Source organism: Bifidobacterium primatium (assembly GCF_002802875.1).
GTDB classification, from domain to species: domain Bacteria; phylum Actinomycetota; class Actinomycetes; order Actinomycetales; family Bifidobacteriaceae; genus Galliscardovia; species Galliscardovia primatium.
This window is the reverse complement of sequence record NZ_PEBI01000001.1, coordinates 529,187-553,247: the sequence shown is the minus strand read 5'-3', so window position 1 is coordinate 553,247 and position 24,061 is coordinate 529,187. Positions and strand designations below refer to the sequence as shown.

13 protein-coding genes are annotated in these 24,061 nt (G+C 64.8%); 12 read left to right on the top strand and 1 reads right to left on the bottom strand.

The features are described 5' to 3' along the window. The first annotated feature begins 68 nt into the window (after nucleotides 1-68). The 5 genes from CS006_RS02125 (at nucleotide 69) to CS006_RS10895 (ending at nucleotide 8,007) form a co-directional block, all read left to right on the top strand. Entirely contained in the window at nucleotides 69-1,667 is a 1,599-nt protein-coding gene (locus tag CS006_RS02125) for a diaminopimelate decarboxylase family protein (protein WP_100510461.1), read from the top strand. A gap of 163 nt (nucleotides 1,668-1,830) precedes the next feature. Beyond that, on the top strand, nucleotides 1,831-3,141 hold the full coding sequence (locus tag CS006_RS02120) for a homoserine dehydrogenase (protein ID WP_100510115.1): 1,311 nt from the start codon (nucleotides 1,831-1,833) through the stop codon (nucleotides 3,139-3,141). Nucleotides 3,142-3,217: 76 nt separating this feature from the next. Beyond that, entirely contained in the window at nucleotides 3,218-4,264 is a 1,047-nt protein-coding gene (thrB, locus tag CS006_RS02115; protein ID WP_100510114.1) for a homoserine kinase, read from the top strand. 41 nt (nucleotides 4,265-4,305) lie between these two features. Continuing rightward, complete coding sequence (locus CS006_RS02110; RefSeq protein WP_100510113.1) at nucleotides 4,306-5,637, top strand: Maf family nucleotide pyrophosphatase; 1,332 nt, start codon at nucleotides 4,306-4,308, stop codon at nucleotides 5,635-5,637. Between the two features lie 129 nt (nucleotides 5,638-5,766). Then, complete coding sequence (locus CS006_RS10895; RefSeq protein WP_243386601.1) at nucleotides 5,767-8,007, top strand: acyltransferase family protein; 2,241 nt, start codon at nucleotides 5,767-5,769, stop codon at nucleotides 8,005-8,007. Here CS006_RS10895 and CS006_RS02095 read toward each other — a convergent pair whose 3' ends face one another. Next, nucleotides 8,008-8,949, bottom strand: a complete 942-nt coding sequence (locus tag CS006_RS02095) for an AEC family transporter (RefSeq protein WP_100510112.1) — start codon at nucleotides 8,947-8,949, stop codon at nucleotides 8,008-8,010. 279 nt (nucleotides 8,950-9,228) lie between these two features. Here CS006_RS02095 and CS006_RS02090 point away from each other — a divergent pair, with 279 nt between their 5' ends. From CS006_RS02090 to CS006_RS02060, 7 genes are all read left to right on the top strand, one after another. Beyond that, on the top strand, nucleotides 9,229-10,332 hold the full coding sequence (locus CS006_RS02090; protein WP_100510111.1) for a LacI family DNA-binding transcriptional regulator: 1,104 nt from the start codon (nucleotides 9,229-9,231) through the stop codon (nucleotides 10,330-10,332). Between the two features lie 313 nt (nucleotides 10,333-10,645). Beyond that, nucleotides 10,646-12,277 carry a xylulokinase gene (locus CS006_RS02085; RefSeq protein WP_100510110.1) on the top strand — a complete coding sequence of 544 codons (1,632 nt, stop codon included), beginning with the start codon at nucleotides 10,646-10,648 and terminating at the stop codon, nucleotides 12,275-12,277. 44 nt (nucleotides 12,278-12,321) lie between these two features. Then, on the top strand, nucleotides 12,322-13,014 hold the full coding sequence (locus CS006_RS02080; protein ID WP_100510109.1) for an L-ribulose-5-phosphate 4-epimerase: 693 nt from the start codon (nucleotides 12,322-12,324) through the stop codon (nucleotides 13,012-13,014). Nucleotides 13,015-13,335: 321 nt separating this feature from the next. Beyond that, nucleotides 13,336-14,853 (top strand): L-arabinose isomerase, encoded by a 1,518-nt coding sequence (gene araA / locus CS006_RS02075; protein ID WP_100510108.1) that lies wholly within the window; start codon nucleotides 13,336-13,338, stop codon nucleotides 14,851-14,853. A gap of 432 nt (nucleotides 14,854-15,285) precedes the next feature. Beyond that, nucleotides 15,286-17,817 carry a Spy0128 family protein gene (locus CS006_RS02070; RefSeq protein WP_100510107.1) on the top strand — a complete coding sequence of 844 codons (2,532 nt, stop codon included), beginning with the start codon at nucleotides 15,286-15,288 and terminating at the stop codon, nucleotides 17,815-17,817. A 230-nt stretch (nucleotides 17,818-18,047) separates the two neighbouring features. Continuing rightward, nucleotides 18,048-18,992, top strand: a complete 945-nt coding sequence (locus CS006_RS02065; RefSeq protein WP_100510106.1) for a 5'-nucleotidase — start codon at nucleotides 18,048-18,050, stop codon at nucleotides 18,990-18,992. A gap of 446 nt (nucleotides 18,993-19,438) precedes the next feature. After that, nucleotides 19,439-23,962: a beta-L-arabinofuranosidase domain-containing protein gene (locus CS006_RS02060; protein WP_100510105.1), complete on the top strand. Its 4,524-nt coding sequence runs from the start codon at nucleotides 19,439-19,441 to the stop codon at nucleotides 23,960-23,962. Nucleotides 23,963-24,061: the final 99 nt, after the last annotated feature.

Genomic DNA, 24,061 nt, shown 5'->3' with positions numbered 1-24,061 from the left:
TACGCGAACACCGACAAGCAGAGAATGGAGCGACGATGAGCGGGAAGACCGAGGAGAAGGAATTCACGATGGGCAAGGGCATCACGCCGATCTGGCCGTCGGCCACGACGATCGACGACGACGGAGCCATCGAATTCCATGGCCGCGCCGCCGAATCCCTGCTCGCCGAATTCGGCTCGCCGCTCTACCTCATCGACACCGATGAGGTCGCCGGACGCGCGCGCTACTTCGTGCGCGCCGCCGCCGACGCCTTCACCAACTCCATCACGCATGTGAGCTTCGCAGGCAAGGCGTTCCTCTCCAAGCGCATCGTGCGCGAGGTCATCGACGCCGGCATGCACGTCGACACCTGCACCATGGGCGAGATGCGCATCGCGCTCGCCGCTGGCGCCCCGGGACGCCGCCTCGTGCTGCACGGCAACAACAAGACCGACGCCGAAATCGAACTCGCCGTGAAGAACGACTTCGCCAAGATCGTCATCGACTCGGCCGACGAACCCGCACGCATCGCCGAAATCGCCCACCGACTCGGCAAGCGCGCCAAGGTGATGCTGCGCGTGACCTCCGGCATTCACGCCGGCGGCCACGAATACATCTCCACCGCGCACGAGGACCAGAAGTTCGGCGTGCCGCTGCTGCCCGCGGGCGCCGACGCCGCCGCGCTCGGCGTGCTCGACGACCTCGGCGACGTGACGCCCGCCGCCACGAACGCCCGGCTCTCCACTGCGGCTGCCGGCGATGCCGATTCGGCCGCCGCCGACGGCAAGCCGGAACGCGAACTGCGCTACGACATCAAATACCCGTACGACCTGAGTCATGAGGAGGTCTCCGACGCCGACAAGGCGCTCGCCGAGGCCATGACCGTCGTGGCCGACGGCCCCGCGCTCGCCGTGCTCAAGAGCATCGCCTCGTTCGGCGACGACCTCGAGCTCGTGGGCATCCATTCGCACATCGGCTCCAACATCCACGACGCCGATGCGTTCATCCAGGCCGCCAAGCGCATGATGCTGCTGCGCAAGACCTTCTACGCCACCGACGCCTACACGCTGCCCGAGGTCGATCTCGGCGGCGGCTATTCCGTGGCCTACACCGACGGTGAGGATTCCATGGATGTGCGCGTCGAGCTCAAGCGTCTCGCCGACGCCGTGGCCTCCGTCAACCGCGCGCTCGGCATGCCCGCGCCCGCCATCTCGTTCGAGCCCGGCCGCTGGATCGTGGCGCCGGCCGGCGTGACCCTGTACCGTGTGGGCACCATCAAGCCCGTGCATCTGACCGATGCCAAGGATTCCGCCGGCAACCCCATCGACGAGCGCGTGTACGTCTCCGTCGACGGCGGCATGAGTGACAACATCCGTCCGGCCCTTTACGGCGCCGACTACACGGCCCGTCTCGCCAACCGCGCCGGCTCCGCCGAGACCATGCTCGCCCGCGTGGTCGGCATGCACTGCGAGTCCGGCGACATCGTGGTGCACGAGGTGAGGCTCCCCGCCGACACGAAGCGTGGCGACATCCTCGCCGTGCCCGTCACCGGAGCCTACGGCCGTACGATGGCCAGCAACTACAACCAGGCGCTCATCCCCGCCGTCGTGGGCGTGAGCGAGTCCGGCGCCAGCGTGATGCTGCGCCGCCAGACCGTCGACGACCTGCTGGACCTCGACCAGGACTGAATGGTCAACCGGGACCCGAATCGACCGGTCGATATCGGAGGAAGACCGCCATCGGGCCCTGTCGCTTTGGGACCGTAGGATTATGGTGGTTGGAGCTGCATAACGCAGACGTGATATGCAGACGAATACGCAAACGCACCGTCTTTGGGAAGGACGCAAGGATATGGCACAGAACGAAAGCCCGATTCGCGTAGCACTGCTGGGCGCCGGCACGGTCGGCTCGGCCACCGCCCGCCTGATCGTCGAACAGAGCGAGGAGCTCGCGCACCGCATCGGCCGCCCGATCGAGCTCGTCGGCGTCGCCTGCCTCGACCCGGACGAGGTCAATGTGCCGTGGATCGACAAGTCGCTGCTCACCACCGACACCGCCGACCTGTGCACCAAGGCCGACATCGTCATCGAACTCATCGGCGGCACGACCGCCGCGCACACGTTCGTGATGAAGGCCATCGAATCCGGCGCGTCCGTCGTCACCGCCAACAAGGCCCTCATCGCCAAGTACGGCCCGGAGATCTACGCGGCCGCCGAGGCCAAGGGCGTGGACTTCTACTTCGAGGCCGCCGTGGCCGGTGCCATCCCGATCGTGCGCCCGCTGCGCGAATCCATGGTCGGCGACAGGATCACCAGCATCATGGGCATCGTCAACGGCACCACCAACTACATCCTCGACGAGATGACCACCAAGGGCCTCGACTTCGACGTGGCGCTCAAGGACGCGCAGGCCAAGGGTTACGCCGAGGCCGACCCGACCGGCGACATCGAGGGCGAGGACGCGGCGAACAAGGCCGCCATCATGGCGTCTCTCGCGTTCCACACCGACGTGCGCATCGACGACGTCTCCGTCGAAGGCATCACCAAGATCACGTCCGACGACATCGCCGCCGCCACCGCCGAGAACAAGGTCATCAAGCTGCTCGCCGTGTGCGAGAACTCCGAGGCCGGCGTCTCCGCCCGCGTGTACCCGGCACTGATCCCGAACGAGCATCCGCTCGCCAGCGTGCGCGGCAGCTTCAACGCCGTGTTCGTCAAGGCCGAGGCCGCCGACGACCTCATGTTCTACGGCCGTGGCGCCGGCGGCGACCCGACCGCCTCCGCCGTGGTCGGCGACGTCGTCACCGAGGCCCGCCACATCACGCACGGCTGCACCGGCCCGTCCATCCCGATGTACGCGAACCTGCCGAAGGCTCCGCTCAACGCCTCGCGTTCCGCGTTCGCCGTGCGCTTCGTGATCCACGACAAGCCGGGCACGCTCGCCGCCATCGCCGAGGAGTTCGCCAAGCGGGGACTCTCCATCAACGGCGTGAACCAGGACCTCAAGCCCACGCTGCACGAACCGGGATACAGCGGCGAGCTGCAGCAGCTTCGCCTCGTCACCCACCTGTGCGACGAGGTCACGCTGCGCGAGGCCGTCGACGCCGTGAGCAAGCTCGACTTCGTGACCGGCGAGGCCACCATCCTGCGAGTCATGGCCTGATCCGCACCAATCATCATCCGATGATGTCGTCCCGCATGGAATGCCGTGCGGGACGACATTGCGACTAAGGAGCATTATGAAGTTCGCCACCGATGCCGTGCGCGTATCCGTTCCCGCCACCAGCGCCAACCTCGGCCCCGGCTTCGACGCCGCAGGCCTCGCCCTTGGCGTGCGCGACGAGCTGAGTTTCCGTCTGCTGCCGACGGCCGGCGCGCAGATCGAGATCCATGGCGAGGGCGAGGACACGCTGCCGCGCGACGAATCGCATCTGGTCGTCCGCACGTTCCGCCGTGCACTCGACGAGCTCGGCCTGCCGCAGGCGGGCGTCGATCTGGTGGCGCACAACCGCATCCCGCAGGAGCGAGGCATGGGCTCCTCCGCCGAGGCCATCGTGGCCGGCGTATCCGCCGCGGTCGCCTTCGCCGGCTACGGCGATGAGGCCCGCGACTTCATCTTCGACTTGGCGGCGCACATCGAGGGGCATCCCGACAACGTGGCGCCGGCCGTATACGGCGGCATGACCGTTTCGTGGGATTTCGAGCCGAAGACCGAGGTGCCGATCACCGATGCCCCGTCGTCGAAGGAATCGAACGTGGTGCCCGTCTCCGGAGACGCGGCCCTGTTCCCCGGCTCCGCCGAGCCGTTCAAGGGCGGCTACCATACCGTGAACTATCCGGTCGGCGACCTCATCAACGCATGGGTGTTCGTTCCCGACTACAAGCTTTCCACCGAGGAGGCGCGCAAGGCGCTGCCGCTTGAGGTGCCCCGCACCGACGCCCTGTTCAACGTCTCTCGCGTCGCCCTGCTGCCCGCCGCCATGAGCGGTGCCTCGGGCCGCGACACCAATGCGCTGCTGTTCTCGGCCACCGGCGATACACTGCATCAGCACTACCGCAGCTCGCTGATGCCGCAGTCGTGGGAGCTGATGACGTTCCTGCGCGCCCACGGATACGCCTCCACAATCTCCGGCGCCGGCCCGTGCGTGCTGGTGCTGCACGAGGGCGACGATTCCGCGGCCCTGACGAATCTGCTGTTCGAGAACTGGCTGTCGGCCGGCCACTGGCGTATGCTGCATCCGGCCATCGACCGCCAGGGTGTGTTGTTCGGACCGGAAGAAGCCTGACGGTTTCTTGAACGTCCTGTAGTTGAGGAGAGGTTTTTCCGTTGGCGATTCCGGTGATTCTCGCGTCCAAGTCCAAGGCGCGCCGTGATGTGCTGTTCCACGCGGGCATCCGCCCGACGATTCGCGTGTCGCATGTCGACGAGGCGGCCGTCGTGGTCAACACTGCGGCGCAGCAGGGCATCAGCCCAGACGACATGACCACGCAGGAGCGCGTGCCGCTGCTGGCGCGCGCCAAGGCCGCCGCCGTGTACCGCGACTATCTCGCCATCGCCGCCACCGCCGCCACCGCGGTCGGCGAGCAGCACGTCTCCCACCCGCTTTCCGACGGATTCGGAACGGTCTGCGAAACCTCCACCATCCAGGAGGCCCTCGAACAGCACCGCGGCATGACCAATGCCATGGCCGGTCCGCTCATCATCGGCTGCGACTCCATGTTCGAGCTCGACGGCGTGCCCTACGGCAAGCCGCACACGGTGGAGCACGCCCGCGAGCGCCTGCACCTCATGCGCGGCCGCACCGGCACCCTGTGGACGGGCCACTGCGTGATCGATGCCGCCACCGGCCGCATGGTCAGCCGTGCCAGCCACGCCGAGGTGACGTTCGCGAACTATTCCGACTCCGACATCGAACGCTACATCGCCACCGGCGAGCCGCTCGAGGTGGCCGGCTCCTTCACGCTCGACGGCTTCGGCGGCGCGTTCATCGACGGCATCCAGGGCGATCCGAGCGGCATCATCGGCCTGAGCCTGCCCCTCACCCGGCAGCTGGTCGAGGAGCTCGATATCGACTGGACCGACCTGTGGAACCTCGACCGCGACACCCAGCAGAACGGCGGCACCATCAACTCCGAGTGGGAGACCCCCAAGGAGAACGTGCTGCAGCCGGGCGACGGGTTCATCGACTGCGCGTGCGGGCACAAGCACTGGGGTCTCAACGGCGCCGCCGGCGTATTGCTGGCCCGTCGCGACGCCGAGACCGGCATCATCACCGACGTGCTCATGCAGCATCGCGCCCTGTGGAGCGCCGAGGGCGGCACGTGGGGCATTCCCGGCGGCGCCATCGCCGACGGCGAGAGCCCGCTCGAGGGCGCGCTGCGCGAAAGCTTCGAGGAGGCGAACATCCGCCCCGAGAACATCACCGTCGTCGGCTCGTATCTCGAGGACCACGGCCCGTGGGGCTACACCACCGTCTTCGCGTTCGAGAAGCCGGGGCACACGGTCGAGCCGCGCGCCAACGACGATGAGAGCCTTGAGATTGCATGGGTGCCGTTCGACGAGGTCAGGAACCTGAAGCTCCTGACCGCCATGAAGACCGACTGGCCTCGGTTCGAGGAGCGTCTGCGCCGCATCGCCGCCACCACCTTCGACCGGTAGTTTTCCGTTCACGTTTCCTCGGGCGACGGTGGTCTCACGGCGATGACCGTGATCCCGACGAGTTGATTTGGCCGCGATAATTCAAGATTCCGTAACCCACGGCGGTGGGGGAGGGGGTACGCTGTACCCGTGAGCGAAATCAGAGAGAAGAGCGGCTCGCCGGCGAGGCATACGCATTTCGCCGGCATCGACGGCCTGCGTGCATTGGCCATCATCGGCGTCATCGCGTTCCATACGAGGCCGTCGCTATTGCAGGGCGGCTTCATCGGCGTCACGCTGTTCTTCGTCATCACCGGATTTTTGGCCACGCGTTCCGTGCTCGGCGTCGTCGACGCCGACGGAACGTTCGGATACGGCCGTTATCTTGTGCGCCGCGTCAAGCGGCTGCTGCCGCCGACGCTGGCCATCATCGCCGTCACCCCGGCGCTGGTATGGCTGTTCGCGCCGAGCCTGCTGCAGAAGGTCGTCTCCGATGCGCTGCCAGGCGCCCTGTTCGCCAGCAACTGGGTGTACATCTTCCGCAAGGTCCCGTATTTCCAGGCCGCCGGCCTGCCGTCGCCGCTGACCCATCTGTGGTTCCTCGGCGTCACCATGCAGTTCTATATCCTCTGGCCGCTGCTGCTCATGGTGCTCGGCCGTCTGACGAAATCGAAATGGATTCGTTCCATCGTGGTCGTCGTCATCATGATCGCCTCGTCCGCGGCGATGTTCCTGCTGTTCGATCCGGCCAGCACGTCCCGCGTCTACTACGGCACCGACACCCGTTTCGCCGAGCTCGCCGCCGGCGCGCTGCTCGCCATCTGGATGGCGCCGAAGACGGCAGGAAAGCCCGCGATCCCCGCTGTCGGACCGATATCGATGCCCGCGCGGACCGTCGACGGCCTGCCATCCGTGCCGCTGCCGGCCGGTGCGTCGACGATGCCCGTGCCGTCCGCCATCGCCCCGGCTTCCGCCTCCGATACGGCGTCTGCGTCTGCGTCTCGTCGCGGTGTCGCCGTCATCCTCGCCGACGTGTTCGGCGCCGTGGCGCTCGTGGCCCTGCTCGCCGGATTCTGGTTCGCCAACGGCTATCTGTCGTATATGTATCGGGGCGGCTATGCCGTGGCCGCCGTGGTGTCGCTGATCGCGCTGTCTTGTACGGTGCAGGAACGCGCCATCTGGCCGAAGGTGCTTGGCTGCGCGCCCCTGCGTTACATAGGGTCGCGTTCATTCAGCCTGTATCTCGTGCATTATCCGCTGCTGCAGATCATGAACCCGGCCACGCGCACCGAGGCGCTGCCGTGGTGGGGATGGCTCGTGCAGTTCGCGATTATCATCGCGGCCGGCGAGGTGTTCTATCAGCTGGTCGAGGCCGCGAGGAAGCATACGGCGAAGCCGGTTGTGGCGGCGGAACCGAAGACGTCGGGGCCGGCCTCTTCGGAATCAATCGACCTCGACAAGGCCCCCGCTCCCGTGGGGAGGCCGATACCGGGGCTGCCGGTGCCGGATGTGTCGCCGCTGCCGGTGGAATCTCCGGCCACGGCGGTTGTGACGCCCGCCGTCGCTTCCGCCCCACGTCGTTCGCCGTTCGGTTTCCTCCGCTCCTCCGGTCTTCGTCCCGGTGCGTGGGTGATGTCGGCGCTCGGCGTCATCGTCGTCATCGCACTCACATGGGCGCCGGTCAACTGGGCGCAGATCGCGCAGTCCCGCGCCGTCCAACTGCGGCCGGAACTCGCCGAACAGACGACCGGCAGGCCGCTGAAACCCAAGCCGAAGCCGAAACCCAAGAAGACGGCGTCGGCGTCGGCCAGCGCCGCCGCCTCCGCGAAGCCCACGCCGACGGTCACATCGAAGGCGGAGAAGGTGCCGAACAACTTCGACATCTCGAAATACCATTACGATCCCGCCACGCAGAGCTGCAGCGCCGACATCATGATGGTCGGCGACTCCGTGACGTCCGGCACGTCGGAGTTCATCCAGGAGACGTTCCCGAACGGGTTCATCGACGGCAAGCCGAACCGTCAGATGCCCGAGGCCGTTGGCATCTATCAGGCCGACGTCGCCGCAGGGCACAACGGCAGCGTGGTGATCTTCGGCCTCGGCACGAACGGCATCATCGAGAACGAGCAGGAGGTGCAGAAGCTCATCGACGCGACCGGCGGCAAGCCGACGTTCTTCGTGACCATCCGCATGCCGTACCCGTGGCAGGAGACGAACAACAACACGATGCTGCGCCAGGCCGCCGCGAAGAACCCCAACGTCGGCATCATCGACTGGCATGGCTACAGCGAGGGCCACAGCGAATACTTCGGCGACGACGGCATCCACCCGGGCATGACCGGCGCTGCGGCCTACGCCACGATGCTGCGCCAGGCCGTCTGCGGCCAGTAGTCAGCTCAGCAGTGCTGCGATGACCGCAATAAACACCGGCGACGTCATCGTGGACAGCAGGATGCCGTCGCGGGCGAACGTGAGTCCGACGTTGTATCGCGCCGCGTAGTTGTACACGTTCTGGCCGGTCGGCAGCGCGGCGAGCACCACGCATGCGTACAGCGTCGCGCCGCGGAAGCCCATCACGAAGTAGGCGAGCAGGAACGCGATGACCGGCATCACGATGTTCTTCAGAATCGCGACGGTGAGGATCGCCGGACGTGACGACTTCTGCTGCATCGGCCGCGTGCCGTGCAGCGACATGCCGAACGCCATGAGGATCATCGGCACGGCGGAGTCGCCGATCATCTTGATGGGGTCGAAGAGGAAGTTCGGCAGGAACCAGCCGGTCTTCGCGTTCACGGCCGAGAGGATGATGCCCAGCAGCGAGCCGATGAGCAGCGGCTGGTGCAGCGGCTGCCTGGCGATCTCCTTGAGCGATACCTTGCCCTTGGTGGTCACGTCGAGCACGGTGAGGCCCACGGGCGTGAAGATGGCCTGCTGCATCACGAGGATGGGCGCGACCAGCGCCGGATTGCCGAGGATGTACGTGGCGATCGGCAGGCCGATGTTGTTCGAATTGAGATACAGCGAATTGAGTGCGCCGATCGTCGTGTCGGCCGCGCCCATATGGAAGAACAGACGGTTGAGGATGACGAACAGCAGGCCGACGAGCGCCGCCGAGAAGAACGCCACGACGATCGACGAGTGGAAGATCTCGAAGATCGGCTCCTTCGAGAGGATCGCGAACATGAGGCATGGACTCGAGACGAAGAAGCTGAAGCGGTTGAGCACCATCTGGCCCTGCGGCCCTCCGATATGCATGCGCGCGGCGACGTATCCCACCGCGATGACGATGCCGATTACACAGAACCCCTGCATTGCGCTCAACAGGCCTGGCATGATGCTCCCCTCCGTTTGGTACGCGTCAATACTGCCACAGGCCCCGTATCATGAACCGCGTCCCGACGCTCGCATCGCGGTTTGGGGGCATAGGGGGAGGAGTGTGAAATTCGAGGACGGAATTCGGGTTGCAGCGCCGTGTCGTAGGGAATTGCCGTTACCATTGGTCACAAGAAGCCGTGAGCGCTAACGGAGATATGTCAAACGATTTTCCGAAGGCGATCGGACGACGACGAGACACGGCGAGATACGAACGACGAGGCCGGAGGTTTTTGAGGTATGTCGAGCAAGCGCGTGTCCATCTTCGAGGTTGCCCGTGCGGCAGGGGTCTCCCACCAGACCGTGTCGCGCGTGATCAATCATTCCCCGAACGTGTCGCCGACCACGCGGGCCAAGGTGCAGGCGACCATCGACGAGCTCGGCTACCGTCCGTCCGGCGCCGCCCGCGCGCTCGCCACGCAGCGCACGCGCACCATCGCGCTGATCGCCGGAGGCATGAGCTACCACGGCCCGCTCTCCACCATCTCGTCCATCGAGGCCATGGCCCGCAAGCACGGCCTGTACGTGTCCATCTCCATCATGAACGACCACGAATACACCCAGAAGGCCTTCGAGGAGGTGGCCAACGCCTGCCTCGACCAGGGCGTGGAGGCGTTCGTGTTCGTCGCCCCGACCGAACCGATGGTCGAGGCCGCGCTCTCCGCCCGACTGAAGGTGCCGCGCGTGATCCTCACGTCGTCGCACGGGTCGTCCGACGTCGACATCGAGGAGATCATCGCCAAGGATCCGACCACCGTGTGCCTCGGCGTTGACCAGTGGTCGGCCATCCGCTCCATCGTCGACCATCTCGCCGAACAGGGGCATCGCCGGGCGATCTATTTCGCCGGTCCGCAGGACTGGCGCGACGCCGCGACCCGTCGCCTCGCATGGGAGAAGGAAAGCGCCGCCGCCGGCATCGAATCGCGCACGCTTGAGGTCGGCGACTGGTCCGCGCAGTCGGCATATGATCTTTTCGAACGCTATCTCGCCGGGCTCGACGACCCGAAGACGCAGCTGCCCACCGCCATCGTGGCCGCCAATGACCTGCAGGCCACGGGCATCCGGCGCTCGCTGTACGAGCATGGATTCTACGTGCCGAAGGATGTCAGCCTCGTCGGATTCGACGACATGCCCGGCGTGGACAACGCCATTCCGCCGCTGACCACCATCCGTCCCGATTTCTCGGCGCTGGGCGTGGCCGCCATGAGGACGCTGTTCTCACTCCTCGGAACGAAGGGTGAGACGACTGCGGCGCCGAAGCTCGATCTGCCGCGGCATCACGGCGTCGCCACGATCGTCGCCCCGCTCATCGTGCGCAAGTCGACGGCCGCACCGACCCGCTGACCGGGCGCCGGTGGCGCCGTCGATGGCATTCCGCGGCGCGTGGCTCCCCTCGGGTCGTCCCGCCGGCGGTAGGATGGAGTCCGATGCGATGCATCGGCTCCTCCGCCGACGGGGACGGGAGGGGTTTCATAACAAATCAAATAAATTGACGTCAGACGTTGCGTTGTCGGCGTGGCGGGTTGTACCATAGTAACTAGAATGTGAGCGTTCACAACCACGGGTTCGATGGTCACTTCCAGAAGGTCCGCAGGTTCTGATGCGCAACAACGACGTTGGTAATCACATACTGACCGGAACAACAAGGAGTAGACACATGAGCGACGCCTCCGATATGGACATCTCGGGAATCGTCGAAAAGATCCGTGCGGGCAAGACCTCGCTGGGCATTGAGTTCGGTTCCACCCGAATCAAGGCCGTGCTGATCGACGACAACTACAACACCATCGCCTCCGGCGACTACCAGTGGGCCAGCCACCTCGAGGACGGACTGTGGAGCTACTCCGTCGAGGAGATCTGGAAGGGCCTGCAGAGCGCCTACGGCGCCATGGCATGGGACGTCAATCAGGCCTACGGCGTGGAACTCACCCGCATCGGCCACATCGGCTTCTCCGCCATGATGCACGGCTACCTCGCCTTCGACAAGGACGGCGAACTGCTCGTGCCGTTCCGCACCTGGCAGAACACCAACACCCACGAGGCCCACCTCAAGCTCTCCGACCTGTTCCAGTACAACATCCCCGAACGCTGGAGCATCGCGCACCTCTACCAGGCCGTGCTCAACAAGGAGGAGCACGTCGGCAAGGTCGCCTACTTCACCACCCTCGCCGGCTACGTGCACTGGAAGCTCACCGGCAAGAAGGTGCTCGGCGTGGGCGACGCCTCCGGCATGTTCCCCATCGACCCCACCACCCACACCTGGGAGAAGGAACTGCTCGCCAAGTTCTCCGCCCTGCCCGAAGTCGCCGCCCAGCCGTGGAACATCGAGGACCTGCTGCCCGAACCGCTCGTCGCCGGCACCCCCGCCGGCGAGCTGACCGCCGAAGGCGCCAAGCTGCTCGATCCCTCCGGCAAGCTCCAGCCCGGCATCGTGCTCGCTCCGCCGGAAGGCGACGCCGGCACCGGCATGGTCGCCACCAACTCCGTGCGCGTGCGTACCGGCAACGTCTCCGCCGGAACCTCCATCTTCGCCATGGTCGTGCTCGAGAAGAAGCTCGCCCGCCTGCACCCCGAAGTCGACCTCGTCACCACCCCGGCCGGCGACCTCGCGGGCATGAGCCACGCCAACAACTTCACCTCCGACCTCAACGCCTGGGTCGGCCTCTTCGGCGAATTCGCCAAGGCCATCGACCAGCCCGTGAACACCGGCGCCCTCTACGGCACCCTGTTCCGCCTCGCCATCAGCGACCAGGCCGACGCCAACGCCGGAGGCCTGCTCAACTATCCGTTCCGCTCCGGCGAATTCCTCGCCGGCCTCGAGGAGGGCCGCCCGCTCTTCGCCCGCAGCCCCGAAGCCAACATGAACCTCGCCAACTTCATGCGCGCCCAGCTGTTCTCAGCGTTCAGCCCCGTCAAGATCGGCATGGACGTCATGACCAAGGACGAAGAGGTCAAGGTGGACTCCCTCGTGGGCCACGGCGGCATCTTCACCACCCCGAAGGTCGCGCAGAAGATCCTCGCCGCCGCGTTCGACACCCCCATCAAGGTGATGACCACCGCGGCCGAAGGCGGCGCCTGGGGCATGGCCGTGCTCGCCGACTACCTGTGGCACACCCCGTGGCCGCTCGACGAGTACCTCGACCAGCGCGTCTTCAAGGACGCCCAGTCCACCACCGAGACGCCCGACCCCAAGGACGTCGAAGGCTTCGAGGACTTCTTCGCCCGCTTCCAGGCCGGCCTGGCGATCGAGAAGAGCGCCGTGCGCAACATCGACCTCGAAAGCAAGTGATTTTTCCCACAACGTCAACAAACAACGAAGAAAGGTAGCCGAACATGGCAACTCTGGCTGATTATGGTCCCGAAGTGCGTGCCGAGGTCAAGCAGGTGCGCGAGGTGGTCTCCAACCTCCACCAGCAGCTCATCAAGTGGAACCTGGTCGTGTGGACGGCCGGCAACGTGTCCCAGCGCCTGCACACCGCCGACCTGATGGTCATCAAGCCGTCCGGCGTGCGCTACGAGAACCTCACCCCGAACTCCATGGTCGTCACCGACCTCGAGGGCAACGTGGTCGACGGCTCCGAGGCCCCCAGCTCGGACACCGCCTCGCACGCGTACATCTACCGCCACATGCCCGACGTGTACGGCGTGGTGCACACGCACTCCACGTACGCGACCGCGTGGGCGGCCACGGGCCAGGACATCCCGTGCGGCCTGACGATGATGGGCGACGAGTTCGGCGGCCCCGTGCCGGTCGGCCCGTTCCGCCTCATCGGCTCCGAGGCCATCGGCAAGGGCGTCGTCGAGACCCTCGCCAAGTACCCGAAGTCGCCGGCCGTGCTCATGCAGAACCACGGCCCGTTCACCATCGGCAGGGACGCGGAGGCCGCCGTCAAGGCGGCCGCCATGACCGAGGAGGTCGCGCACACGATGTGGGCCGCCAGGCAGCTCGGCGACATCATCGAGATCGACCAGGCCGACATCGACAAGCTCAACGACCGCTACCAGAACGTCTACGGCCAGCACTGATTCGATGGAGTGTCATCCGCGTTGCGGGAGACTCGACGTACCTTCGTACGCCTTCGCCTCCCGCGCCTTGATGACACACGCATCGACGGAACATCCGCGGCGTTGCGGGAGACCCGACGTACCTTCGTACGCCTTCGTTGTCCGCGCCTTGCGGCCGCACGCGTCAGACCTGACGGAACGTCTCCGGCACGGCGGGGGCGGGAGACTCGACGTACCCTCGTACGCCTTCGCCTCCCGCCGTGCCAAATCCGCACACGTCGGGCCGTGCAATAACTCAAACACTTACACAAAGAAGTAACCACAACACAAAAGGAGCCAATTATGGCATTCGAAAACCCCTTCGAGGGCAAGGAAATCTGGTTCGGCGTCGGCTCGCAGGACCTCTACGGTGAGGAAGCCCTTCGCCAGGTCGCCATCCACTCCGGCGAAATGGTCGACTACCTGAACAAGACCGGCAAGATCCCGGCCAAGATCGTCCTCAAGCCCACCCTGAAGTCCTCCGACGGCGTCAAGGAATTCATGGTCGAAGCCTCCGCCAACCCCAACGTCATCGGCGTCATCACCTGGTGCCACACCTTCTCCCCGGCCAAGATGTGGATCCGCGGCCTCGAAGTGCTCACCAAGCCGCTCCTGCAGCTGGCCACCCAGCACCACAAGGAAATCCCGTGGGAAACCATCGACATGGACTTCATGAACCTGAACCAGGCCGCCCACGGCGACCGTGAGTTCGGCTACATCGTCTCCCGCCTCGGCATCCCGCGCAAGATCGTCGTCGGCCACTACACCGACCCCGAAGTCGCCGAGAAGGTCGGCACCTGGGCCCGCGCCTGCGCCGGCTGGGACGCCTCCAACAACATGAAGGTCATGCGCTGGGGCGACAACATGCGCAACGTCGCCGTCACCGAAGGCGACAAGACCGAAGCCGAGCGCGTCTTCGGCGCCTCCATCAACACCTGGGCCGTCAACGAGCTCGTCGCCGCCTACGACGCCGTCAAGGACGACCAGGTCAAGGAGATCATCGAGGACTACAAGGCCAAGTACGACATCGACCCGGCCCTCCTCGACGCCAAGTACGACTCCCTCTTCATCGCCGCCAAGGAAGAGGCCGCCATGGTCAACATGATGCGCGCCAACGGCTGCACCGCCGGCGTCGACAACTTCGAAGACCTCGGCGCCCTCCCGCAGCTCCCCGGCGTCGGCCCGCAGCGCTTCCCCGCCGAGTACGGCTGGGGCTTCTCCGCCGAAGGCGACTGGAAGACCGCCGTCCTCGTCCGCATCGGCGCCGTCATGGGCTACGGCCTCGAAGGTGGTGCCTCCCTCATGGAGGACTACTCCTACAACTTCACCGAAGGCAACGAGCTCGACATGGGCTCCCACATGCTCGAGGTCTCCCCGTCCATCGGCACCATCGCCAAGCCGAAGCTCGAGATCCACCCGCTCGGCATCGGCGGCAAGGCCGACCCCGTCCGCCTCGTCTTCTCCGGCGCCCCCAAGAAGGATGCCGTCGTCGTCTCCATGGCCGACGAGCGCGAACGCTTCCGCCTCCTCATGGACGTCGTCGACGTCGTCGAGCCGCAGGGCTCCCTCAAGGAGCTCCCGTGCGCCCGCGCCGTCTGGAAGCCGCAGCCGTCCCTGAAGACCGCCGTCCAGTGCTGGATTACCGCCGGCGGCTCCCACCACACCTGCATGACCACCTCCGTCGGTCGTGAGGCCTGGGAGGACTTCGCCCGCATCGCCGGCGTCGAACTCGCCGTCATCGACGAGAACACCACCACGCGCCAGTTCGAGAAGGAGCTGGAGCTGTCCGAGATGTACCACCGCCTCAACAACCGTCACTAAATAACGGAGTGTCTTCGGCACGCTGGAAGAATCGACGTACCTTCGTACGCCTTCATCTTCCAGCGTACCGAAGCCACACGCGTTATGTAATGATTTCGTCACTGATTGACGGATTTGTCAGCCCCGTTCGGAATATTCCGAATGGGGCTTGTTGTTTTTGGCGCATCGGGGATGACGTGACGAAGAACACTATGTGATGATTTGTTGAAAACGGGGGATTTCGACTGATCGTCATCCATCAGGCAATCACAATGCGGCATCGTCAAACAGGGGAGCGTTCCCTTATTTTCGAGGGGTCGTCAGGGGGTTCATCCGCCGGGGATTCAAAAGCTAGCGTGACTCATTGAACTATATCCACGGATATTTCACTGATTCGCGGACTCCGCGTCATCGAGGCTACCACGACGCGAGTCCGCATGAGGGGAGAATGAAATGAGTCCTTTGCGTACGCATGCCGAGAAACGCGGCCTGCGCGGCATCGCCAAGGCAGCCGTGGCGGCGGTCGTATCCATCGCCACCTTCGGTACCATGGCCATCGCCGGCGCCAGCGTCGCCTCGGCCACCGAAACCACGGCCACGCTGCCGCAGCCCGAAAGCTCCAAGACCGTCACGCCGAACGGCGACGGCACCTACACGATGAAGCTCAGCGTCACCGGCAAGACCGCCGAAGACAGCGCCGTCAAGACCACGCCGGCCGACATCGTACTCGTCGTCGACAAGTCCAACAGCATGAAGGGCAAACGCTTCGACACCGCCAAGAAGGCCGCCACCGACCTGGCGAACAAGCTGCTCACCGCCGACAACGCCAAGGCCGATGCCGTGCGCATGTCCGTCGTAACGTTCGAAACCACCGCGCAGGACGCGACGAACTGGACCACCAGCGCCAACGGCGTCGCCGCAGCCATCGGCGGCCAGCCGAACTATAACGGCAACAACAGGGGCGGCACCAACTGGGACGACGCCCTCGAGAAGGCCAACGCCGTATCCGCCCGTCCCGGCGCCACCAAGTACATCGTGTTCCTCTCCGACGGCCTGCCCACCTTCCGCAACGACGGCCGCAATGGATACACCGGCAATGGTCAGGACGACCCGCGCGGCCTCAACTACGCCGCCGCTCTCGCCGAGGCCAACCGACGCGGCAACGCCGTGCTGTACTCCGTGAGCGCCGACCGCGACGCCAACGCACGCATGGACGACCTCGCCCGTGAGGCCGAGGGCACCTTCTTCGACGGCAGCGATTCCGCCAAGCTCAACGATGCGTTCAACAGCATCTTCGAGAAGATCACCACCTCCGCCGCCTACCGCAACGTCGTCATCAAGGACACGCTCTCCGACTACGTGACCTTCGCCGACGGCACCCCGAAGTTCACCGCCACCAAAGACGGCAAGGCATGGGCCGCGGCGCCCGTCCCGACCGTCGACGGCAAGAACATCACCTGGAACCTCGGCTCCACCAACCTTGACGCCGTCAAGTACGAGCTGTCCGTGACGCTCAAGCCCACGCAGGCCGCCTACGACAAGGCCGTGGAGAACGGCAAGGAATCCACGCTGCCGTCCAACGACGACGCCACGGTAAGCTACGACGTCGTCACCTCCGTCAACGGCAAGGAGACCGTGAAGTCCGGCACTCCGTTCCCGCTGCCCCACGGCAACATCGACGTGCCCGTTTCCAAGGTGACCGTCAAGAAGGTCTGGGCCGGCAGCGGCCCCAAGTCCGACGTGACCGTCGAACTCGACAAGGACGGCGCCAAGTACGCCGACGTCATCCTCAACGAGGCCGGCAACTGGACCAAGGACGTCATCGTCCCCGCCGGTCTCGACGCCTACACGTGGAGCGTCAAGGAGCCGACCGTGGCCGAAGGCTACACCGTCGCCATCTCCGGCGACAACAACAAGAAGTTCGCCGCCGGCAAGGCCGACTCCGGCACCATCACCGTGACCAACACCTACAGCGTCAAGCCCGTCACCCTGAGCGGCAAGGACAACCTCAAGGGCACCAAGACGTTCACCGGCCGTGCCGATGACAAGTGGCTCGACACCGACAAGTTCGCCTTCACCCTCGACGCCAACAACGACGACACCGCCGCGGCCGTCAAGGCCGGCGACGTGACGCTGCCCAAGGACACCACCGTGACCGTCGACAAGACCGCCGCCGACGGCGCCTTCAACTTCGGCGACATCACCTTCGCCAAGGCCGGCGACTACTCGTTCAAGATCTACGAGATCAAGGGCGACATCCCCGGCGTCACCTATGACACCCACGCCTACGTGGTCAACGTGAAGGTCACCGACAACGGCAAGGGCCAGCTCGTGGCCGTCGCCACGCCCGGCACCGCCAGCAGCGAGTTCAAGAACACGTACGCCGTCACCGGCGACGTGACCTCCGACCCGCTCACCGCCAAGAAGACCCTCACCGGCACCAAGCTCGCCGACGACCAGTTCACCTTCACCGCCGCCTCCGACGATGAGGACGCCCCGAAGTTCCAGCACCCGACAGCGAAGAACGACGCCGACGGCAGCGTGAACTTCGGCACCGTCACCTTCGACAAGGCCGGCACCTACACCTACAAGGTGGCCGAAACCAACGACGCCCAGAAGAACGTCAAGTACGACGACACCACCTACGCCGTCACGTACACCGTGGTCGACGACACCAAGGGCGGACTGACCATCGAGAAGACCGCGATCGAGAAGACCGCCGCCGACGGCACGAAGACCGCTGTCGACGCCATCGCGTTCGTGAACCACACCTCAATCCCCGCCACGCCGCTCACCCCGGCCAAGCCCGTCGAGCCGTCCAAGCCGGCCGAAAAGCCGACGACCCCGGCCGCCAAGCCGCAGGCGCAGCCCAAGACCCCGGCCAAGCAGCTGGGTCGCACGGGCGCAGCCGTGGCAGGCATCGCCGTGTTCGCCGCCATCGCGGCCCTTGCCGGCGCGGCCATCGTCCGCCGTCGCAAGGCCTGATTCGCGGTAACTGCGGTTCGTGTGGTCATCGGCCGGAGAGTGCACACCGTCCGATGATTACACGAACCGACCCGTGACCTCGGCGGTCGACCGGCAATCATGTCGGCCGACCATCGACCACCGAAGCCTCCCTCCGATGAGGGAGGCTTTTTCGTCTCGGCCGATACAATGTTCGGCAATGGCCGATAATGAGGGAACCGGCATATCGGCATCGACGGCAGGGGGACATCATGGCCGATCTATCACGCAAGGCATTGGTCATCGGCGTATCGTCGCGCGCGCTGTTCGACCTCGAGGAGGCCAACGGCATCTACGACCGCGACGGCGTCGGACCATACGAGCGATACCAGCAGGAGCATGTCGACGACCCGCTCGAGCCCGGCACCGCATTCCCGTTCGTATCGCGACTCCTGAAATTCAATACGTTGTTCGACGATCCCGACGAAGGCGTCGAGGTCGTCGTATTGTCGCGCAACAGTCCGCGTACGGGCCTTCGCATCATGAACAGCATCCGTCACTACGACCTCGACATCACGCGGGCCGTGTTCCGCGGCGGCGCGTCCACGTTCCCGCTGATGCGCGAATTCAACATGGCGCTGTTCCTGTCGGCCAACGCCGACGAGGTCAAGAACGCCGTGGGCAAGGGGCTGCCGGCCGGACTCGTGCTGCCGTTCAACGGCCAGCACATCGCCGACGACGGCGAACTGCGTGTCGCCTTCGATTTCGACGGCGTGCTCGCCGGAGACTCCTCCGAACGCCTGTTCCAGCAGGTCCAGGCCATCGACCCCGAACACGCGACCAAACGGTACGGCGAACACGAGATGATGAACGCCGACCGGCCGCTCGAGAACGGCCCGCTCGAGCAATTGCTCAAGGGACTGAACCGGCTGCAGCGGGCCGCGCGCGCCAGCACGGCCGAACACAAGCCGTCGTTGCGCGTGTATCTGATGACCGCTAGAAGCGCACCGGCGCACGAACGCGCCATCCGTACGCTCGAGGAGAAGGGGCTGGCCGTCGACGAGGCGTTCTTCCTCGGCGGCCTCAACAAGACCCCGTTCCTCAACGAGGTCCAGCCGCACATCTTCTTCGACGACCAATTGTCGAATCTCGAGAATCCGTCACTGAAGATCCCCGCTGTGCACATCCCCTTCGGCATCCGCAACGACGGGTCGTGATCCTTACCCGAAACTTGGTAAAAACGGTCATGAAGGACGGATTTTCGAGGTCCTTATGACCGTTTTTACCAAGTTTCGATTTTGGGCGGCGGGATTGAGTGAGTGGGGCGGACGAGAAAATCAGTGGGAGGGGGAATGTCGGACGGGGCCGGTGGGATGGTCTGGCGGAAGATTGGGTCAGGGAGTCTGGCGGGATGACTTGGCGGAGGATTGGGTTGAGAGAATCTGGCGGGATGGGATCCGGAAGGTCGAGGCCCTTGGACGACCATTTGTTGCGAAAATATTTCGCAACAAATGGGTATATTTTCCCAATTTTATGTGAAATCGGTTACATTGTATATGAAATTGTTATAATGATATGTGAGCGCTCACTCTACGGAGAGAAGGCGCATACATGACATCTCACGATGATGTGTGTTTCTCTTATGAGGAAGTAAGGAGAAAACGTGCGAAAACCCGTACTGAAGAGTCGGCTGCTGATGGCGGTGGCCGGCATACTGGTCAGCATGGCCATGGTGTTCTCGGTCACGCCGGCCCAGGCCGCGGTCGACTGGGTGAACAAAAACCTCACCAATCTGGCCATCTACGCCACCGCGAGCGCCGAGAAGGAAAACACCCCGGCATCCAACGTCAACGACGGCTATGAGGCCGGCGCGGCGGCGACATCATGGAACACCTGGTCGCAGGGCACCGTCGACTATCCGACCAAGGTCCAGCTGACGTGGAAAAGCAAGCAGAAGCTCTCCGGATCTCGTGTGATCTGGTGGGCAGACAGCAACGACATCTCCAGTAGCGACCATGTGACGTTCCCCAAGTCCGCGACCATCGAATACCTCAAGGACGACGGCACCTGGGCCCGGCTCACCGGCATGAAGGACGAGGACGGCAAGAGCACCGACCAGATGGGCGTCAAATACGACACGTCCGACGGCAACGGACTCAACGGCGCCAACAAGTACTGGAACGAGGTGCTGTTCGACGGCGACATCGAAACCACGGCGCTGCGTATGCAGATTCAGCGCAACGGCACTGGCAGGAACGGCATCGGCATCAGCGAATGGGAGGCCTATGGCGCCCAGTCGGCCGACTACCAGCCCGGCATCGCCGAAGGCAAGAACATCGCGCCCGAAGCCACCGCCAACGTGACATACACGAACTCCGGCACCAGCGCCGCCAACATCAACAACAGGACGCTCGCCGGCAAGAGCGACACCTCCTGGAACACGTGGAAGCAGGCCGGCGACCTCGACTATCCGCAACCGGTCGAACTGCAGTGGGACGAGCCGCGCAACATCCAAAGCATGCGCGTCATGTGGTGGGCCGACGGTGGTGGCGTCAGATATCCGAAGAGCGCCAGACTGCAGTACTTCGACCACAGGACCGGCCAGTGGGCCGACGTCACCGGCATGGTCGACGCCGACGGCAACACGACCGACGAAGTGGGCGTCAAGGCCACCGACGGCAAGGTCAACGGCGACAACCGCATGTGGAACGGCGTGGCCATCAATGCCAAGAGCCCCATCAAGACCACGAAGATCCGTCTGATGGTCGACCGTCCCGACGGCGTCGACGCCAAGACCGGCATCGGCATCGGCGAATGGGAGGTCTACGGCACCACCGTCACCAACGAGTTCATCGCCGGAAAGATCACCGGCAAGAAGAAGATCATCAACGGCGAGAACGCCACCTACACCGCCTCCGCGCTGCCTGACGACTACAACGGCAACTTCACGTACGCGTGGAGCACCGAAGGCGACGCCCTCAAGGTCACGGCCGGCGCCGACTCCGCCAAGGCCACCATCACCGGCCAGAAGAAGGGCGACGGCACCGTCAAGGTGGCCATCACCGACATCAAGACCGGCGAGGTGCGCAACGCCACCTTCCCCGTGACCGTCGAGGAGGTCACCGGCGTCGACACCTACACGACGTCCACTGTGGCCGGCGCCGCGCCGATTCTGCCCAACACCGTCGTCGTCAACGGCATCCAGTTCGACGATCCGACCCCATCGACGCACAACACCGGGCAGAAGACCGTCTCCTACGACTTCGGCGAGACGTTCGACTCCAAGCTCATGCCCGTCACGTGGGACAAGGTGGACGCCGCCAAATACGCCGCCGACCAGGTGGGCAAGTCCTTCGAAGTGAACGGCACCGTGTCGGTCAACGGCGTGCAGCTGCCGGCCAAGGCCGAGGTGAAGGTGAACGAGAAGGCCGCCGCCTCCACGGCGAACACATCCGTCACGTTCGAGAACGTCAAGCTCACCGACGACTTCTGGTCTCCGAAGCAGAAGGTCAACATGATGAAGTCGCTGGAGGTGTCCATCGGCCACATCGAAGAGGCGTCCGGCGGTGAGCCCAACTTCAGGAACGCGGTCAGGAAGCTCAACGGCGAGGAGTATTCGGCGTTCAAGGGATACGTGTTCCAGGACTCCGACATCTACAAGTCGCTTGAGGCCATCAGCTACACGCTCGCCTCCATGGACGGCGACACCGACCCCGACGTCGTGGCCGAAAAGGCCAAACTTGAGGCGAAGGTCGCCGAATGGGTGGACCTCATCCAGAAGGTGCAGTACGCCGACGGCTACATCAACACGCATTTCACCCTGCGCTCCTCCGACTATGCGGGCGGCCGCGCCCCCGGTACCCACCGCTGGAGGAACTTCAACAATCATGAGATGTACAACGCCGGCCACTTCATCGAATCGGCCGTGGCATACACCCGCTACCGCGAAGGCATCGGCAAGCCCGACTACAGCATGTACGTGGCCGCCAAACGCTACGCCGACGAGATCGTGAACCTGTTCGGCCCCAACGGCAAGCGCCACGAAGTGCCCGGACATGAGGAGATTGAGCTCGCGCTCGCCAAATTCTCCGAACTCGTCGAACAGCATGAGGGCGCCGGCGCCGGCACCCCGTACGTCAAGACCGCGCAGACGCTCATCGACCGCCGCGGCGAGGACCCGAAGCTGCGCGACAGCCAGTACGACGGCTACACGCCGGGCCAGCGCGAATACTCGCAGGACAAGCTGCCGTTCACCCAGGAGAAGGACGCCGTCGGCCACGCCGTACGCGCCAACTACCTGTACGCGGGTGCGACCGACGTGGCCAGGCTCGTCGGCGGCGAAACCGAGAAGGAATACCTCAGCGCGCTCGACGCCGTGTGGGATTCCGTCGCCAACCGCAAGATGTACGTCACCGGATCGATCGGCGTGGCCAGCCATGGCGAGGACTTCGGCGCCGACTACGAGCTGCCCAACAACGACTCCTACGCCGAGATCTGCGCCTCCATCGCCTTGGCGAACTGGAACCTGCGTATGAACCTCGTGCATGAGGACGCCAAATACGCCGACGTGGTGGAACGCGCCATGTACAACGCCATCCTCGACGGCGTGAACATGACCGGCGACCGCTTCTACTACGCCAACAGGCTCGAACTGCCCACCAAGAACGGCGGCACGCTCGGACGCTCCAGCTGGTTCGCCTGCGCCTGCTGCCCACCGAACCTCATGCGCACGCTCGCCCGACTGAGCGAATACATGTACACCACGCACGGCGACGACGTGTTCGTGAACATGTACATCGGCAGTCAGGCGAACATCAACGTCAACGGCACCAAGGTGGAGGTCACGCAGAAGACCGCCTACCCGAACGACGGCAATGTCGAGATGACCGTGAACCCGGCACAGGCCAGGAAGTTCACCTTCAAGGTGCGCATCCCCAGCTGGCTCAAGGGACAGACCGACGAGACGCCGACCATCACCGTCAACGGGCAGAAGATCTCCGCCGCCGCGACCAAGGGCTACGTCTCCATCGAACGCGAATGGAAGAAGGGCGACGTCATCAAGCTCGGATTCCCGATGGAGATCAAGCTCACCGAAGGCAACGAGAAGGTGGTCGACCAGCAGGGCAAGGCCGTCATCGAACGCGGACCGCTCGTCTTCTCCATGGAGAAGGCCGGCAACAGGCAGGCCAACTCCGGCATCGCGAACTTCGACCCGCGCAAGATCGTGCTGCAACGCGACCGGAAGAACACGCTTAAGGCCGAATACCGCGAGATCGTCTCCGGCATGGAAGCCAGCAGAACCATGGTCATCACCGGCAAGGCCAAGTACGTCGACGGCGACTCGTCGCAGGACATCAGCATCCAGGCCATCCCGTTCTACGCGACCAATAACCGTAGCGACGGCGAGACCTACGTGACCGCCAGCAACTCCACCGGCATGGTCACCTGGGCGAAGGTCGCCGGCACGGCCACGGTCGACAAGACCGCGCTCAAGGCCGCCGTGGACGAGGCCAGGAAGATGAACGCCGACGACTACAAGGCCGACGACGCGTGGGATGCGTTCAAGGATGCGCTCGCCGCCGCCGAAAAGACCGTCGATGTGGCCGACGCCACACAGGCGGCGGTGACCAAGGCCACCGCCGACCTCAAGGCCGCGATGGCCGCCGTTCACCCGGTCGAAAAGCCGGAGCCGAGCAAGCCGGCCACCGACGAGCAGCGCAAACCGCTCAAGGACGCCATCGCCGCGGTCAAGGCCGAGGGACTGAACGAAAAGGACTACACGGCAACGACGTGGAAAGCCTATACGACGGCACTCGCCACCGCCGAGAAGACGCTCGCCGACCCGAACGCCACGCCTGAACAGGTGACGACCGCGCTGAACGCCCTTACCGCCGCCCGCAAGGCGCTGATGAAGACGGGAGGCGGCGAGCAGCCGAAGCCGAACCCCGGTCCGAGCAGTTCCGGGAACGGCGGCATCTCAGCCAGCGGTAACGGTAATGGCAACGGCGGTTCGGCCAATGGCGACGGCCAGACCGACATCGGCGGGGTCTCGGACCGGAACGGGGCCGATGGACAGAAGCAGACCGGCATGCTGAGCCGGACGGGCACGGCCGTGGGCGTCATCGCCTTCATGGCCCTCGCGCTCGCCGGAGCCGGTGTGGTCCTCCTGCGCAGGCGTCGCACCTGACCGCGCGAGAGTCTGCCTCGACGACGTGTCGTAACGAAACTTGGTGAAAACGGTCATGAAGGACGGATTTTCGAGGTCCTTATGACCGTTTTTACCAAG

Coding starts and splice junctions, on each gene's coding strand:
- CS006_RS02125 (WP_100510461.1), top strand. CDS start 69: ATGGGCAAGGGCATCACGCCGATCTGGCCGTCGGCCACGACGATCGAC.
- CS006_RS02120 (WP_100510115.1), top strand. CDS start 1,831: ATGGCACAGAACGAAAGCCCGATTCGCGTAGCACTGCTGGGCGCCGGC.
- thrB (WP_100510114.1), top strand. CDS start 3,218: ATGAAGTTCGCCACCGATGCCGTGCGCGTATCCGTTCCCGCCACCAGC.
- CS006_RS02095 (WP_100510112.1), bottom strand. CDS start 8,949: ATGCCAGGCCTGTTGAGCGCAATGCAGGGGTTCTGTGTAATCGGCATC.
- CS006_RS02090 (WP_100510111.1), top strand. CDS start 9,229: ATGTCGAGCAAGCGCGTGTCCATCTTCGAGGTTGCCCGTGCGGCAGGG.
- CS006_RS02085 (WP_100510110.1), top strand. CDS start 10,646: ATGAGCGACGCCTCCGATATGGACATCTCGGGAATCGTCGAAAAGATC.
- CS006_RS02080 (WP_100510109.1), top strand. CDS start 12,322: ATGGCAACTCTGGCTGATTATGGTCCCGAAGTGCGTGCCGAGGTCAAG.
- araA (WP_100510108.1), top strand. CDS start 13,336: ATGGCATTCGAAAACCCCTTCGAGGGCAAGGAAATCTGGTTCGGCGTC.
- CS006_RS02070 (WP_100510107.1), top strand. CDS start 15,286: ATGAGTCCTTTGCGTACGCATGCCGAGAAACGCGGCCTGCGCGGCATC.
- CS006_RS02065 (WP_100510106.1), top strand. CDS start 18,048: ATGGCCGATCTATCACGCAAGGCATTGGTCATCGGCGTATCGTCGCGC.